Below are 15,327 nucleotides of genomic sequence, written 5' to 3'. Positions count from 1 at the left end.
CTACAGCAAAGCTTTGTTCAACATGTAATAAACTTCATTGAAGCGCAGTTCTTTACGGAACTCATCAACCTTTGTATTTTCATTGATGAATACACACTCTATTCCTGCAATTTCTGCATAATCCTGCCAATATTCTTCAGTAAGATCGTATGAGAAACAGCTGTGATGTGTGCCTCCTGCGTATATCCAACATCCTGCTCCAACTTCAAAGTTGGGTTGAGGAATCCAAAGTGCTGATGCAACGGGGAGTTTAGGCAATGCCTTAGGTTCGATGCATTTTACATCGTTTACAATCATTCTGAAGCGGTTGCCGAGATCTACTACTGTTGCAGTAACACCAGTTCCTACTTTTGAAGTAAATACAAGACGGGCGGTCTGGCTCTTTCTTACTCCTATGCCAAGGAAATGAACTTCAAGTCGTGGCTTAGATGCAGCAATCAGAGGTGATACTTCCAGCATGTGTGACTGCAGGATGGAACTCTGTTCACCGTTAAAGTTGAGCGTATAGTCTTCAAGGAACGAACAGCCGTTAGGCATGCCTTGTGTCATGACCCAAATGCTGCGGTATAAGGCTGCTGACTTCCAGTCGCCTTCTGCGCCAAAGCCATATCCTTCAGCCATGAGTCTCTGTGAGGCAAGTCCTGGAATCTGATCGAATCCCATTCCGCTTCTTTCTACGTCTACGTCACCAAGGTCATCAAAGTTTGTTGTGAAGCCTTTTGCACCTTTGGCTTTCAGTATGGCACGTAAAGCGAGTTCCGCTTTTGCTGCATTCCATACTTTCTTATATGCTTCGCTTGTCTTATCCTCAAGTGAACTGTCATGGTCGTATTCATTGAAATATGTAGCAACCAGATTGTCAACATCAGCGTCCTTTATTTCTTTAAAATAGCTAAGTACTTCGCTGAACGGACAATAATCTACATGATAGCCCAAAACCTGTTCTGCTGCAACCTTGTCGCCGTCAGTAACAGCTACATTATTCATCTGGTCGCCGAAACGCAGGATTAACATGTCTTGTGCATCTGCCCATGCTGCACATACACGTTCCCATACAGCAATATGGTCCTGTGTCTTTTCTTCTTTCCAGTATCCAACTACAAGTTTTCTCCTTATGCGCATACGTGATATTATGTGACCGAACTCTCTGTCTCCGTGAGCACTCTGGTTGAGGTTCATGAAGTCCATGTCAATAGAATCCCATGGAATTTCGGCATTATATTGTGTATGCAAGTGGAGTAGTGGCTTGTGAAGTATCTGAAGTCCATGTATCCACATCTTGGCAGGAGAGAATGTGTGCATCCATGTTATTACACCGATACATTTTTTCTCATTGTTGGCAGCTGCGAAAAGTTCTGAAACTTCTTTGCTGCTATTTGCGGTTCCCTTATATACCACTTTAATTGGAAGTCTTCCTGAATCGTTCAGTCCGGCAACCATTTCTTTTGAATGTCCGTCAACTTGTTTAACCGCATCACCTCCGTATAGAAGCTGAGCACCTGTTATAAACCAAATTTCGTAATTTTCGAATGCTTTTATCATAGTTGTAATTATTTTTTATGTTATTAAATTTTATTTCTTTTGTCCGTAATATGCGTTTGGTCCGTGTTTCCTGCTGAAATGTTTTTCAACGAGGAGAGGATTCATTGTTGTGTCTGGGTTAACCATGAAAGAAACAAATGCCATCTTGGCAACTTCTTCCATCACAACGGCATTATATACAGCGTTGTCTGGGTCTGTTCCCCATGAGAATGGTCCATGGTTCTTAACCAATACCCCTGGAGTGTGCACATAGTTGATTCCTTTGAAGCGTTCTACAATGACATTGCCTGTTTCTTTTTCATACTCGCCCATCTGATTTTCTGTCATATCTTTTGTACATGGTATGGCATCGTGGAAATAATCTGCATGTGTGGTGCCGATATTTGGAATGTCTTTGCCTGCCTGTGCCCATGCTGTAGCATATGTAGAGTGGGTGTGTACAATGCCTCCGATTTCGGGAAATGCGCGATACAAGACCAAGTGTGTCGGTGTATCTGATGAAGGATTGAGATCTCCTTCAACAACTTTTCCTGTAGCGAGGTCTACAACTACCATGTCAGATGCCTTCATCTCGTCATAGCTTACGCCTGAGGGCTTTATTACAACAAGCCCTTTTTCGCGGTCTATTCCAGATACATTTCCCCATGTAAATATTACCAAGTTATGTTTTACAAGGTCAAGATTGGCCTTAAAAACTTTTTCTTTTAATTCTTCAAGCATAATTCTTATAATTTAAATGTCGGATCTTCCATGTATGCATCATTATTAAAACGATACAAGGCTGCTCCTCGTTTAGATGTAATTTTGTCAATTAAATCGGTCTTTTCAATGAAATCGATTGTCTTTATACGTTTTCTGAAGTTACGTTTGTCGATAGCCTCTCCTAAGATAGCCTCGTATACATGTTGCAACTGCGTTAAAGTGAACAGTTCGGGCAATAGGTTGAAGCTTAGCGGCTCAGATGAAATTCTTCTTCTAAGCAATGATATGGTTTTTTTTACCATATCATTGTGGTCAGAATAGAGTTTGGGCAGTTCTTCAAGATTAACCCATTCTGTCTGATGGTTTTCTTGAAGAGTCTTGTCGTAATCCTTAACGTTTATCAGGGCGCAATATGCTATTGATATAACTCTTTCACCAGGATCACGGTCAACAGCTCCGAAAGCTCCTACCTGTTTCATATATAAGCCTGTAAGACCTGTCAGTTCATACAATACTCGATTTGCCGCTTCATCCAGCGTCTCGTTTTCTCCAACAAATCCGCCATAAAGAGACCATTCGTTCCTTCCTGGGTCCATCTGGCGTTTTCCTATCAGCAGTTTTAGCTTATTGCTTTCGAAACCGAAAACGATACAGTCTACTGATACAAAAAATTTTGAATGTTCGTTATAATAAATTGTCATATGCTCTAAGTTATTTCGTTATTACCAGAAGTAAATGTAGAATGCCACTGTAATCGCTAATATGATGATGCTATGTATTACATCCCAATGATTCCAGCTTGCACGTGATTCAGCTTTTTGTTCTGGTGTTGCAGTGCCAAATACGAGTCCTTTGATTTTTTCTTCAGATGGAGCTTCTGTACACAAGCTTACGATTACGACAACCAGACAGCAGAAAATCAGCATTACACCACAGAAGTAGAGCCAGTTGAAGTCGTAGAATACTGCTTTAAACCAATTATCTGTTGCGTCTGTTGTATTGCTATAGTAAACCTTTGCACCTAATCTTGTAAGACCTATAATTATTCCAGACAGAAGTCCCCACATGCCTCCTTTTGCTGTTGTTCTTTTCCAGCATATACCTAACAAGAATGCTGCTGCTATGCCGGGAGCAAGTACGCTTTGTACATCTTGCAGGTAGTTATACAATACATTGCCGACGCTTCTCATTATTGGTATCCACAGAATTCCAAGAATTACAATTACCACAGTTGCCATTTGGCCAATTCTCACGAGAGACTTTTCTGAAGTGTTCGGGCGTAGACGTTTATAGAAGTCGATGGTGAAAAGCATGGCAGATGAGTTAAACAATGATGCCAGTGAACTCATGAGGGCGGCTAGAATACCGCATACGACCAAACCTTTCACTCCTGCAGGCAGAATCTTTGCTACTAATGTCGGGAAGGCAGCATCACTGATTGTTACTCCATTTGCATCAACCGGCAGGAAAGTGCCGCCTGATTTTACGTTCAATGCGTATGCGATCATTCCTGGAATAAGGAAGATGAATACAGGAAGTAGCTTTAGGTAAGCACCAAAGATTGTTCCGCGACGTGCCTCTCTTTCATTTTTTCCGGAAAGAACACGCTGTACGATGTACTGGTCTGTACACCAATACCAAAATCCGATAACAGCAGAGCCGACTAATGCTCCAAGCCAAGGATAATCAGGGTCTTTCAGATTGCGCATCAAATCTGTCATGTGATCTCCATATTCGTTAACAGGCTGTATAGAACATACCTGTAGTACTTGGTCCCAACCGCCAACTGCTTTCAGGCCTAATACTAAGATTATGAGTGAACCTAATAATAGGATAGGGGTTTGCAGTACAGATGTGTACAACACGCTTTTCATTCCGCCGAAAATAGTGTATAGAGCTGTTATTAATACCAGTCCAATTGCAGCAATCCAGAAAAAGTCAATGCCCCATAGCTCTTTAATGCCGAATACTTGTTGGAAAACAAGTCCACCTGCGTATACCGTAACAGCAACTTTAGTCAAGACATAGCTTATGAGTGATATTACAGATAAAATAGTGCGGCTTTCTTTATTATAACGTTTTTCCAGGAACTCAGGCATTGTGTATACCATACTTCTTGTATAAAAAGGTACAAACACCCATCCAAGAATAAGAATCATCCAACCTTGAATTTCCCAATGTGCCATCGCCATTCCTGAAGATGCTCCGGCTCCGGCAAGTCCGATCAGATGTTCTGAACCAATGTTTGAGGCAAAGATAGATGCACCAATGGCTATCCATGTTGCGTCTCGGCCTCCAAGAAAATAGTCAGCCGAGTCATTGTTCTTTTGATTGATGACCCATACAACTATACCAATCAGTGCCAGGCAAAAGACACCAATTACAATCCAGTCTAATAGTTCCATTTTTTTTTGATTAAAATTTTAATAGGTTAATAGTTATTTATTTAATGCTGAATTTGAATATGCAGTGTGAATAGTATTTTTCACCAGGTTTCAGGTTTGCTGTCGGCCATCCTTTTTTGTTTGGAGTGTCCGGATATTTTTGTGTCTCGAGACAGCATGCTGCACGTTTGTTGTATGCAATGCCCTTTTTCCCGTTAATCTTTCCGTTTAAGAAATTACCTGTATATACCTGAATGCCAGGCTCATTTGTGTAAACTTCAAGCATAATACCTGTTAAAGGTGAATATAGGCTTGCTGCTACTTTGGTATCATCACCTTTACCATCTTTATATGTATTTAAACACCAGTTATGATCAAAGCCATTGGCATTCTTTATCTGGTCAAATTTGAAATTATTGACATCCTTTCCAATTGCAGTAGGCTTCCTAAAGTCCATGGGGGTATTATCTACTTTGGCAATTTCACCCGTTGTCATGTATGTTGAATCAGAAGGGGTATAATTATCTGCGTTTATGTACAGAATGCAATTTTCTATGTCCTTAGTTGGGTCTCCGTTAAGATTAAAATATGAATGGTTGGTCATATTAATAACGGTTTCTTTGTCTGTTGTTGCTGTATATGTTATGTCCAGACTGTTATTGCTTCTCAATACATATGAAACAGTAGCGGTTACATTTCCGGGGAAATTGTTATCTCCATCTTTAGATAACATTGTTAGTTCTAGTGTCGAGTCATTAGGTTGCTTGGCATCATATACCTGATATTGCCATCCGGATGGGCCTCCATGCAGGCAATGTCCATAATTGTTTGTAGGTAGCTGTATGTTTTTTCCTGCAATTTGTAATTTACCTTTATTTATTCTGTTGGCATATCTTCCAATCGCAGCTCCGAAATCACTTGGACTGTTTACTGAATCTGCATATTGTGCTATATTGTCATATCCAAGAACAACATCTGTTTGTTTGCCGTTTTTATCAGGAACAACAAGTGATACAATTCTTCCACCAAAGTTCGTTATACATACTTCCATACCATTTTTGTTGTTTAGGGTATAGAGTTTTACGGCTTTTTGATTTATAGTTGTATCAAAAGCAGCTTCAGACAATCCTGAGATTGTGCTTACGTTGCTGCCGTTTTTAACTCCGCATGCGGATAATAAACAACATGCAAGGCCTAAATTTAAGATGTTAAATTTAATGTTCTTCATGATTTTATATTTTAGATTGTTATTGGGTGTAAAATTACATTATATTCTTTAGATGCCAAAATATATTAGTCTGTGTTTTTATTTTAACGCTGTTTTTTTGCAAATTTTATCATTTCGCTGCTTTTTGTGTGAATTTTTAAGAGATAAATTTCTCTTATGTAAAACTATTTATGTAGTATGGGTGGATTGGGGATTTTCTTTTTGTCATATGTTGAATTGTTTTCTTGCTTCTTTAAATTTAATGGGTTGAATATAATGTATGTGAGGCTGAATACAATGTATCTTAATATATTGTTACATAATGATATTTCAGGTATGAACTGTTTTAATGTATGCAGAGGTGTTGTACTGCTTATATAAATCACTTGTTTACGTACAAAAGTCTATTACTTTTGCATTAAAAACAATAGACTTTTTGTACGTAAACAATAGGTTAATGATTTGAAACTTTTATGCACCTATTCTCTTTCTATTTGTGCTTTTATTGCTCTGTGCTTTAGCGACTTATTCACTATTATGTTTATTTTAATTTCAATTTTTCCTCTCTTCAAAATTTGTTGACTTGCTGGATATGCCTGAACAGGCTTTTGCCTAATGAGAAAAAGCTATTTGTGTACAATGATAATTAGCTTTCTGTATAAAATAATTTTGTTTAGTCCTTATTGTAGTATATTTTAGATTAAATGACATATACGTAATATGTGTCAAATAGAAATGATTTGACTAGTATATAATGTTTATGCGGTAAATACACTAATAAATTTAGTGCACTATTGTAGTAATGTTTATTGAAAATCATTAATACGTGTATTGTTTTTAATTTAACAAGGCGAAATGTTTTGTAATTGTGATTATGATTGTTTTTCTCCCATTTGTGATTGTTATCGTTTTTGTATATATAATAAAATAGGGAAGCAAAATTTGCTTCCCTATTTATTATGGAATAATATGATTATTATTCTCCTTTTTCCATTTTAGCTTTAAGCTCAGCCAAAGCATCAATGTCGCCAAGTGTTGTTCCTGCTGCAACGTTATTTATAACAGGAGCATCTTCCTTCTTGGCCTTCTTTGCACGAGGAGCTTTCTTCGGCTCTTCTTTTACATCCTCGAATGTACGGCTGTGTGACAGAATGATACGTTTTGTTTCTTTTACAAACTCAATTACCTTGAACTGGAGCTCTTCACCCGGCTGAGCCTGTGAACCGTCTTCCTTTACAAGGTGCTTAGGTGTTGCGAAACCTTCTCCGCCTTCATTCAGAGTGATAACAGCACCTTTGTCCATTATTTCGGTAATCTTACCAGTGTGGATTGAACCCGGTGTGTATATTGTTTCGTATGTGTCCCAAGGATTCTCCTCAAGCTGCTTGTGGCCAAGGCTGAGACGACGGTTCTCTTTGTCTATTTCAAGAACAACAACGTCTATTTCTGCACCAACCTGAGTAAATTCTGATGGGTGCTTTACTTTCTTGGTCCAAGACAAATCGCTGATATGGATGAGTCCGTCAACACCTTCTTCGAGTTCTACGAAGATACCGAAGTTAGTGAAGTTGCGAACCTTTGCAGTGTGCTTGCTTCCAATAGGATATTTAACTTCGATTGTTTCCCATGGATCTTCTTTAAGCTGCTTGATGCCGAGTGACATCTTACGCTCTTCACGATCAAGAGTTAAGATAACAGCCTCAACTTCATCGCCAACGTGCATGAATTCCTGTGCACTGCGGAGATGCTGGCTCCAGCTCATTTCTGAAACATGGATAAGACCTTCAACACCAGGAGCTATTTCTACAAATGCACCATAGTCAGCGATAACAACTACCTTACCCTTAACATGATCGCCAACTTTGAGGTTAGGATCAAGTGCATCCCATGGATGTGGAGTGAGCTGCTTCAGACCGAGAGCAATGCGTTTCTTGTCATCATCAAAGTCAAGAATAACAACGTTAATCTTCTGGTCAAGTGCAACAACCTCATGCGGATCGCTTACGCGGCCCCAAGAAAGGTCTGTGATGTGGATGAGTCCGTCAACACCTCCAAGGTCAACGAATACTCCGTATGATGTAATATTCTTGACAGTTCCTTCGAGAATCTGACCTTTCTCAAGCTTGCTGATAATTTCTTTCTTCTGTGCTTCAAGTTCTGCTTCAATAAGAGCTTTATGTGAAACAACAACATTGCGGAATTCTTGATTGATTTTAACAACTTTGAATTCCATTGTCTTTCCTACGAATACATCGTAGTCGCGTATAGGATGAACGTCAATCTGGCTTCCCGGGAGGAATGCTTCGATACCGAATACGTCAACAATCATACCACCCTTAGTGCGGCACTTAATGTAACCCTGTATAACTTCCTCGTTATCAAGGGCTGCGTTAACGCGCTCCCAGCTCTTGCTGAGGCGAGCCTTTTTGTGTGAAAGCAGAAGCTGACCTTTTTTGTCTTCCTGATTTTCAACATAAACCTCAACAACATCTCCGATTTTTAAATCGGGGTTATAGCGGAATTCGCTTGCAGGAATAACACCGTCGCTCTTGTAGCCAATATTGACAACAACTTCTTTCTTGTCAATAGAAATTACCTTTCCGTCTACAACCTGGTGCTCGCTAACTTTGTTAAGGGTTTCATCGTAAGCTTTTTCAAGTTCTTCTTTGCTTACATTTGCTTTGCTTCCATTCTCAAACTCGTCCCAATTGAAGTCTGATAATGGTTGTACGTTCTTTAAATCTGACATAAAAATTAAAAATAAATTAAATAATTAATAAAGTTCGACTTTATATTTGTTTATAAATCGGCTGCAAATTTACAACCTTTTAATTTTATATTTCAGTTTCCTGTAATTTTATTTCCTTATTTTTGCCATTTTATGGCGTTTTTAATTTTTTTTAAGTGTATACAGCTGCCTCAACCTGCTGATTAGTCTGTTGTTTCACCTCCTTTTGGCGCTTTTAGTATAATACTTGTGGCTCCGATTGTGAATAATGTGCCATCATGTATAATTCTTTTTTCTTTATTCCCCAAAATCTCATTATCTACAAATGTTCCGGTGTAGCTGGGTCCGTCGCTTAGGGTGTATTTCAGATGCCCCTTCTTGTCTCTGGATACATTTATATTACAATGGGTAATATCTATACTTGGGTCATTTGTCTCAATAGGAGTGTTTGTCTTACTTCCTTTCATATATCGGCCAATTATGTTGTCTCCGAATTTTAGCGGTATGACCTGCTTATAATGAAAGACATTTTCGATGACAATTAATGCTCCGAATTCGTCATTATATTCATTTTCGTTTAATATCTCATCTTTTTGCGGATTTCTAAGTTTTGTGGCTCCAATTCTAATACCAAATTGTTTGCCACATTGTGGACATTCAAATATAAGTGACTGCCCCTCTTTGTATTTTGTTTCATCAAATGTGATAAATCCATCACATTTTGGACATCTAACTCTTTTCATTATATTATTTTATCTGGTATACCCAAGCATCATAAAAAAACTCATTGCCTCTCAGGTCATTGAGGGCGTTATATGCATCATTTCTGGTCTTGTATTTTCCGTATACAACTTTGATGGATTTATTGCCTTCAATTAAAGTGCTTGCTTCATATCCCTTTGTAGTAAGCTTCGTAACAAAAGCGTCTGCATTCTTTTTTGTTACTCTACTTGCCAATACAATACAAAAATATTTGTCTTGCTTGACAGGCTTTAATTCCTCTGGAGCCTGTACCGACTTGTTGCTAATATTTTTTGAATTGATATCAGCTTTACTTTCCTTCTTTAATTGTATATTTTCTTTCGTGATATTATTGTAACTATTTTTGATTAAGTTATGAATAATACCATTGTCCATATTCCCCATTTGTATAATTTTGTTATTGTTGTTTATTGGGGAAGACCAGGCGAAGAATGTTATTATTGCAATAAATACCGCCAATACGCTTTTAAATAGCTTTATTTTTGTTGATGGCGTATTGTTGCTTGATTCATTGAATTTTTCTTCTAATACGTCGTTCTCTTTTATCCTATAGTTTAATGGAGATGTTGAAAATGTTACAGTGGCAGTCGTCCTATCCGAGTTCGCTCTGTTTTCATGACATACGTCATTTTCTTTAGATATGTTGCTGTCATCCTCTTCTCTTTTCATTTCAAAAGAACTGAGGCTGTACAGATCTGGTGTCAGGATTCCTGCTTCGCAAGGTTTGAACTCAAGGTTACCGTCGTTGTTTAAATATAATGTACCGATATCGCAGAGTTCGTAAGACCCTTCGTTATATATAATTTGTTTTAATTCATTTACCTCTCCTGAGATACGGTTCTGTGCATCAGGATAGCTTATGTCATAAGCTTCTGTATACGATTGTACAAGTAAGGAATCATTGATGTTTAATTTGGGGTTGAAACCTAATGTCCTTTGAGGGGGCAGGAATAGACAATCCCTTTCATCGTAAGTAGCCGGGATGTGGCTGGCGATAAAACCGCCAAGTCCGGGTACGATGACACAGTCATTCCTTAATAATAATATTTCAATATGTCTTTCTAATTCTATCACGGATGCAAAATTACTCGTTTTTGATTAAAAAACAAAATAATGTAGCTTATTATGAAGATTTTTTTAATCATGCTGCAATAATTCGGATAATATTTTTAATTTTGCAGATAAATTATTAAGAAATTATATTCAAATTATGAATTACATAAAAACAGAAATAGATGGAGTTTTTATTATAGAGCCAAAGGTTTTTAATGATTCCAGAGGATATTTTTTTGAGGCTTTTAAATATTCTGACTTTAAAGAGCACGTAGGGCAGGTTTCATTTATTCAAGATAATGAATCAAAATCGTCTTATGGCGTCTTGCGTGGCTTGCATTATCAGAAGGGGGATTTCTCACAGGCTAAATTAGTACGTGTCATTAAGGGACGTGTACTTGATGTTGCAGTAGATCTCCGGAAGGATTCTTCAACTTTCGGTAAGCATGTAATGGTAGAATTGAGCGATGAAAATAAGAAACAATTCTTTATTCCTAGGGGATTTGCTCATGGATTTTTGGTCTTAAGTGACGAGGCAATATTTACGTATAAGGTGGACAATGTCTACTCTCCGGAGAGCGAGGCGTCAATAAGATTTGATGATCCTGATTTGAATATAAATTGGCCGATAGACTCGAATGATATTCTGACAAGTCAGAAAGATCTGAATGGAGTGGCTTTTAAAGATGCTGAATATTTTAATGTATAGGTGTAATATATAATTTATAGCCGAATGAATATAGCAATTGTTGGAACAGGTTATGTCGGATTGGTTTCTGGTGCTTGCTTTGCTGAGACTGGGGCAACTGTAACATGTGTGGATGTTGATTGCGCGAAAATTGCAGCATTGAGGAAAGGTATTATACCTATTTACGAACCAGGGTTAGATGAACTTGTTGTAAAAAATATTAATGCCGGCAGATTAAAGTTTTCTACCTCATTGGCAGAAGTCTTAAATGATCAGCAGATTGTATTTACTGCAGTAGGCACACCTCCGGATGAAGATGGAAGTGCTGATTTGAAATATGTTCTTCAGGTTGCTAAAACAATAGGGGAGAACTTAAACCGGTATTTGGTAGTTGTGACAAAAAGCACCGTTCCTGTTGGAACTTCTCACAAAATTGCTGATACAATAAAGGCAGAACTGAAAAAACGTGGTGTGGATGTCGCATTTGACGTAGCAAGCAATCCGGAATTTCTTAAGGAAGGTAATGCAATTAAAGATTTTATGAGTCCGGACCGAGTTGTTATTGGGGTAGATAGTGAAAGAGCAAAGAATATTTTGACAAAATTATACAAACCGTTTCTTCTGAATAATTTCCGTGTGATTTTCATGGATATTCCTAGTGCGGAGATGACAAAATATGCTGCAAACTCAATGTTGGCCACCCGTATCAGTTTTATGAATGATATTGCCAACCTTTGTGAGCTTGTTGGTGCTGATGTTAATAAGGTTAGAGCAGGCATAGGATCTGACACACGTATAGGCCGTAAATTCTTGTATGCTGGATGTGGATATGGAGGATCTTGTTTCCCTAAGGATGTTAAGGCTTTAATAAAAACGGCCGATGATAATGGATATTCATTAGAAGTATTGAAGGCTGTTGAGAAAGTTAATGAAAGACAAAAAGAAGTATTGTTCAAGAAGTTGGTTAAAGCCTTTGACGGGGATTTGAATGGTAAGTCTGTTGCATTGTGGGGATTGGCCTTTAAACCAGAAACCGATGACATGCGTGAATCAACAGCATTGGTTGTTATAAAGAAGTTGTTGGATGCTGGATGTAAAGTGCAGGCCTATGACCCTGAAGCAATGAATGAATGTAGACGCATAATTGGCGATAAGATAGAGTATTATGAAAATAAATACGATGCTTTGCAAAATGCTGATGCATTGATTTTGCTGACAGAATGGAAAGAGTTTAGATTACCGGATTGGAATGTTGTCGCCAATAAAATGCATAGAAAATTAATCTTGGACGGAAGGAACATATTTGATAATGATGATTTGGCGGAGCATGGTTTTGAATATCATTGTATAGGAAAATGATTAGAAATATTATATACATATTCGTATCGGCAATAGCTCTATTGTTTATTGGAAGTTGTAATAACTTGGATAAACGTGAAAAGCCTGTAGCTGAAAACCTGAAGGCAAAATCTATGTTGGAAGGAATTTGGTTGGATGCAGATGGGGAAAATGTTACATTTCGTATAAAAGGTGATACTGTGTACTATCCTGATTCAATGAGTCAGCCGGTAATGTTTAAGATTATTGCTGATACGATGATTTTTTATGGTAATAATATTTCAAAGTATCCTATAGTAAAACAAAGTCCAAATATATTTGAGTTTAAGAATCAAAATGGTGATATAGTTAAGTTGGTTAAAAGTGACGATCCTAATGATGCTATGCAATTTGTGCAGCATTCTCCAATCGTCTTAAACCAAAATAAAGTCATTAAACGAGATTCCGTGGTTAGTTTTTCTGATAAGAATTATCATTGTTATGTTCAGATAAATCCTACTACATATAAAGTTTATCGCACATTTTATAATGATGAAGGACTTGAAATTGAGAACATTTATTATGATAATATTATTCATATTAGTATATTCTCAGGTAGTTCAAAATTATTTTCTAAAGATTTCAGAAAAGATGATTTTGCATCTTGCGTCCCAAAGAATATGCTTAGCCAATGTGTTTTGAGCGATATAAAATTGGATTATCTGGATAAATCAGGTTTTCATTATCAGACGCAGTTGGCAATTCCTGATAGTCCTAGTTGTTTTATTGTTAAGCTGGCTATTACGTATAAGGGTAAAATAAGTATGTCAGTTGCACAATAATTTGTTTAATATTTAGTGCATCGGGGGGGATTTAAATAGTGCTGACATTATTGAAAATAATGATATGAGTGAAACAAAATTGAGGGCGATTAACAATCGCCCTCAATTTTGTCTTATTTTGTTTCATCAAAAAGGTTGTCAATTTCTTTTATTTCGTCTTCATCAAACCATTTACTTAGTTTGCTTTTTGCTTTTTCCTTAACATCTTCTGACACGTCTCCCCATACCTTGTTAAGTACGTAAATTAAAACGGCCAAGTCGTCACCTAATCCGGCAATTGGTATTGCATCAGGTATCACGTCGAGTGGGCTTATAAGATATCCTAAAGCACCGATAATAATAGCTTTATCCTTAACGGAAACCTTATCGCTTTGCAAAGTGTAATACAATATTAAAGAAGCGTAAACCAATTTTGCTCCCGCACGTTTTGCTATTCTCGAGATTTTTTCAATAAAGTCACCATTCGTGAATTTATTGGAATATGACATGAAATCAGGTAAATTCATTTCTATTTGATTTTAATTTATAATAAAATATACCACGACAAAATTAGTAATAATTTTTATTTTATCCAATATATTTGGGAATGAATAATATTATTGACATCCTAAAATAACATAAAATAACACAAATGAATTTGAGGTTTAAAGATACAATTCGTATTTTGAAAACATGTGATTAGGTTGATACAGGTATTATTGGATGTATGGCTTTTATGTATAAGGTTCTAATGAAAATGTCTTGTTGTATTTTCTTGTTGACATCCCAACGCTTATAAATCCTTTAAAAGTATATTACGCTGATTCTCAAGATATGTGGAACGTGCCATTAGAATCTTTTTCCATCTTTCTGATTTAAATTTGTGAAAATCTAATTCAAGTTTCCATTTGCCGTATGATTCCAAACGGTCTATTAATAGACCTACGCTCAGTCGTGACGTAGATTCCGCTGGTTGATAGAAGTTGTAATCACCTTTATCGTCTGTTGATATTTCTGTCAGGATATTTATTTTGACAAGTTCATATAATAAATCATTTGTAATTCGAATGGGTATACCTGTAATTAATTTAAGATCTAATGCTGTATATGGTTTTCTGCCTTCTTCGAATCTTTTACATATACAGCTGGCTAGGATTACACACATCATCAGTTTGTAACGATGGCTTATATCTTCAGTTTGTGCCTTAAAGGCAAATTCTTCTAAGTTTTGATTTGTATAGCATAGTTCGGCTCCAAATAAACATATTATCCATGATATCTGAACCCACAGCATAAAAAGAGGTAATGCTGCAAATGAACCGTAAATTGCATTATAGCTGCTTACCCATATCTGAGAGTGTATGTAAAATAGTTGAAGACCTTGCATTGCTGACCCCGCTAATATTCCTGGCATAATCGCACATTTTAATTTTACTTTAGTATTTGGCATAAATACATAAAGTGCAATGAATACGGCAATCATGAGAATGTATGGCATCACATCGATGATAAGGCGAATCATTGGCGCCAGCAACGCATAATTTTCCATCTGGTCTGCAATTGTTGCCACGAATATGGAAATACCTGATGTGACAACTATTATTATTGGTACAAGAAGAAACATTGCCATATAGTCCGTTATTGTACGGAATAAACTTCTTGGCTTTTTTACTTGCCAAATTCTATTGAAATTCTGTTCTATATTATATATAAGCATTATAACGGTCCATAACATAAAAAGAAGTCCAATTCCGAGAAATATACCGCTTTTTGTATGAACAAGATATGAATTTACAAATCCGATAATAACTTCTGCTGCTTGTGGCTGGCTTGATAAAACGTCTCTAAACCAAGACTCAATATATTTATTATAACCAAAGCCTCTGGCGATTGCAAAAACAACTGCCAATATGGGTACTATTGCCAGCAATGTTGAATATGTAAGTGCAGAAGCCGAATCTGTCATTCGTTTAGTTGTTGCACTTTCTATTGCCAGGAATAATTTTTTTATTATTTCGTAGCAGAAGTATTTTAGAGGTGAGACGTCTTGACGTTTTACACGCCAAATAGTAACAGTAAAAAAAGATAAAATGTTATTTATCAATTTTTTCATAATATTATTT

13 protein-coding genes are annotated in these 15,327 nt (G+C 36.9%); 3 read left to right on the top strand and 10 right to left on the bottom strand.

Features of this window, described 5'->3' with window-relative positions:
• The 8 genes from araA to ACZMIG_RS08400 form a co-directional block, all read right to left on the bottom strand.
• Positions 1 to 1,542, bottom strand: coding sequence for an L-arabinose isomerase (gene araA / locus ACZMIG_RS08435; RefSeq protein ID WP_288949272.1), 1,542 nt, complete (start codon positions 1,540 to 1,542; stop codon positions 1 to 3).
• Positions 1,543 to 1,572: 30 nt separating this feature from the next.
• A complete protein-coding gene (locus ACZMIG_RS08430) occupies positions 1,573 to 2,262 on the bottom strand; it encodes an L-ribulose-5-phosphate 4-epimerase (RefSeq protein WP_302697566.1) in 690 nt (229 codons plus the stop codon).
• 5 nt (positions 2,263 to 2,267) lie between these two features.
• Positions 2,268 to 2,945: an NUDIX hydrolase gene (locus tag ACZMIG_RS08425; protein ID WP_418874318.1), complete on the bottom strand. Its 678-nt coding sequence runs from the start codon at positions 2,943 to 2,945 to the stop codon at positions 2,268 to 2,270.
• 21 nt (positions 2,946 to 2,966) lie between these two features.
• A complete protein-coding gene (locus ACZMIG_RS08420; protein ID WP_021854579.1) occupies positions 2,967 to 4,649 on the bottom strand; it encodes a sodium:solute symporter in 1,683 nt (560 codons plus the stop codon).
• 37 nt (positions 4,650 to 4,686) lie between these two features.
• On the bottom strand, positions 4,687 to 5,847 hold the full coding sequence (locus ACZMIG_RS08415; protein ID WP_441295429.1) for an aldose epimerase family protein: 1,161 nt from the start codon (positions 5,845 to 5,847) through the stop codon (positions 4,687 to 4,689).
• A 964-nt stretch (positions 5,848 to 6,811) separates the two neighbouring features.
• Complete coding sequence (gene rpsA, locus ACZMIG_RS08410) at positions 6,812 to 8,584, bottom strand: 30S ribosomal protein S1 (RefSeq protein WP_021854576.1); 1,773 nt, start codon at positions 8,582 to 8,584, stop codon at positions 6,812 to 6,814.
• 182 nt (positions 8,585 to 8,766) lie between these two features.
• Entirely contained in the window at positions 8,767 to 9,306 is a 540-nt protein-coding gene (locus tag ACZMIG_RS08405; protein ID WP_125104347.1) for an FHA domain-containing protein, read from the bottom strand.
• A gap of 4 nt (positions 9,307 to 9,310) precedes the next feature.
• Complete coding sequence (locus ACZMIG_RS08400) at positions 9,311 to 10,399, bottom strand: HU domain-containing protein (protein ID WP_021854574.1); 1,089 nt, start codon at positions 10,397 to 10,399, stop codon at positions 9,311 to 9,313.
• Between the two features lie 136 nt (positions 10,400 to 10,535).
• Between ACZMIG_RS08400 and rfbC the strand changes: the two genes are divergently transcribed.
• The 3 genes from rfbC to ACZMIG_RS08385 all read left to right on the top strand — a co-directional run bounded on the left by rfbC (position 10,536) and on the right by ACZMIG_RS08385 (position 13,225).
• Positions 10,536 to 11,087: a dTDP-4-dehydrorhamnose 3,5-epimerase gene (gene rfbC, locus ACZMIG_RS08395; RefSeq protein ID WP_302023245.1), complete on the top strand. Its 552-nt coding sequence runs from the start codon at positions 10,536 to 10,538 to the stop codon at positions 11,085 to 11,087.
• Positions 11,088 to 11,111: 24 nt separating this feature from the next.
• On the top strand, positions 11,112 to 12,425 hold the full coding sequence (locus ACZMIG_RS08390) for a UDP-glucose dehydrogenase family protein (RefSeq protein WP_021854572.1): 1,314 nt from the start codon (positions 11,112 to 11,114) through the stop codon (positions 12,423 to 12,425).
• Positions 12,426 to 12,490: 65 nt separating this feature from the next.
• Positions 12,491 to 13,225 carry a DUF4738 domain-containing protein gene (locus tag ACZMIG_RS08385; RefSeq protein WP_162207750.1) on the top strand — a complete coding sequence of 245 codons (735 nt, stop codon included), beginning with the start codon at positions 12,491 to 12,493 and terminating at the stop codon, positions 13,223 to 13,225.
• A gap of 113 nt (positions 13,226 to 13,338) precedes the next feature.
• Here ACZMIG_RS08385 and ACZMIG_RS08380 read toward each other — a convergent pair whose 3' ends face one another.
• Complete coding sequence (locus ACZMIG_RS08380) at positions 13,339 to 13,731, bottom strand: YkvA family protein (protein ID WP_021854570.1); 393 nt, start codon at positions 13,729 to 13,731, stop codon at positions 13,339 to 13,341.
• A 266-nt stretch (positions 13,732 to 13,997) separates the two neighbouring features.
• Entirely contained in the window at positions 13,998 to 15,317 is a 1,320-nt protein-coding gene (locus ACZMIG_RS08375) for a YihY/virulence factor BrkB family protein (protein WP_053399121.1), read from the bottom strand.
• Positions 15,318 to 15,327: the final 10 nt, after the last annotated feature.

Source organism: Xylanibacter sp. (genome assembly GCF_057607445.1).
This window is presented reverse-complemented; position numbering and strand designations above follow the sequence as displayed.

Coding starts and splice junctions, on each gene's coding strand:
- araA (WP_288949272.1), bottom strand. CDS start 1,542: ATGATAAAAGCATTCGAAAATTACGAAATTTGGTTTATAACAGGTGCT.
- ACZMIG_RS08390 (WP_021854572.1), top strand. CDS start 11,112: ATGAATATAGCAATTGTTGGAACAGGTTATGTCGGATTGGTTTCTGGT.
- ACZMIG_RS08405 (WP_125104347.1), bottom strand. CDS start 9,306: ATGAAAAGAGTTAGATGTCCAAAATGTGATGGATTTATCACATTTGAT.
- ACZMIG_RS08380 (WP_021854570.1), bottom strand. CDS start 13,731: ATGAATTTACCTGATTTCATGTCATATTCCAATAAATTCACGAATGGT.
- ACZMIG_RS08375 (WP_053399121.1), bottom strand. CDS start 15,317: ATGAAAAAATTGATAAATAACATTTTATCTTTTTTTACTGTTACTATT.
- ACZMIG_RS08430 (WP_302697566.1), bottom strand. CDS start 2,262: ATGCTTGAAGAATTAAAAGAAAAAGTTTTTAAGGCCAATCTTGACCTT.
- rfbC (WP_302023245.1), top strand. CDS start 10,536: ATGAATTACATAAAAACAGAAATAGATGGAGTTTTTATTATAGAGCCA.
- ACZMIG_RS08425 (WP_418874318.1), bottom strand. CDS start 2,945: ATGACAATTTATTATAACGAACATTCAAAATTTTTTGTATCAGTAGAC.
- ACZMIG_RS08420 (WP_021854579.1), bottom strand. CDS start 4,649: ATGGAACTATTAGACTGGATTGTAATTGGTGTCTTTTGCCTGGCACTG.
- rpsA (WP_021854576.1), bottom strand. CDS start 8,584: ATGTCAGATTTAAAGAACGTACAACCATTATCAGACTTCAATTGGGAC.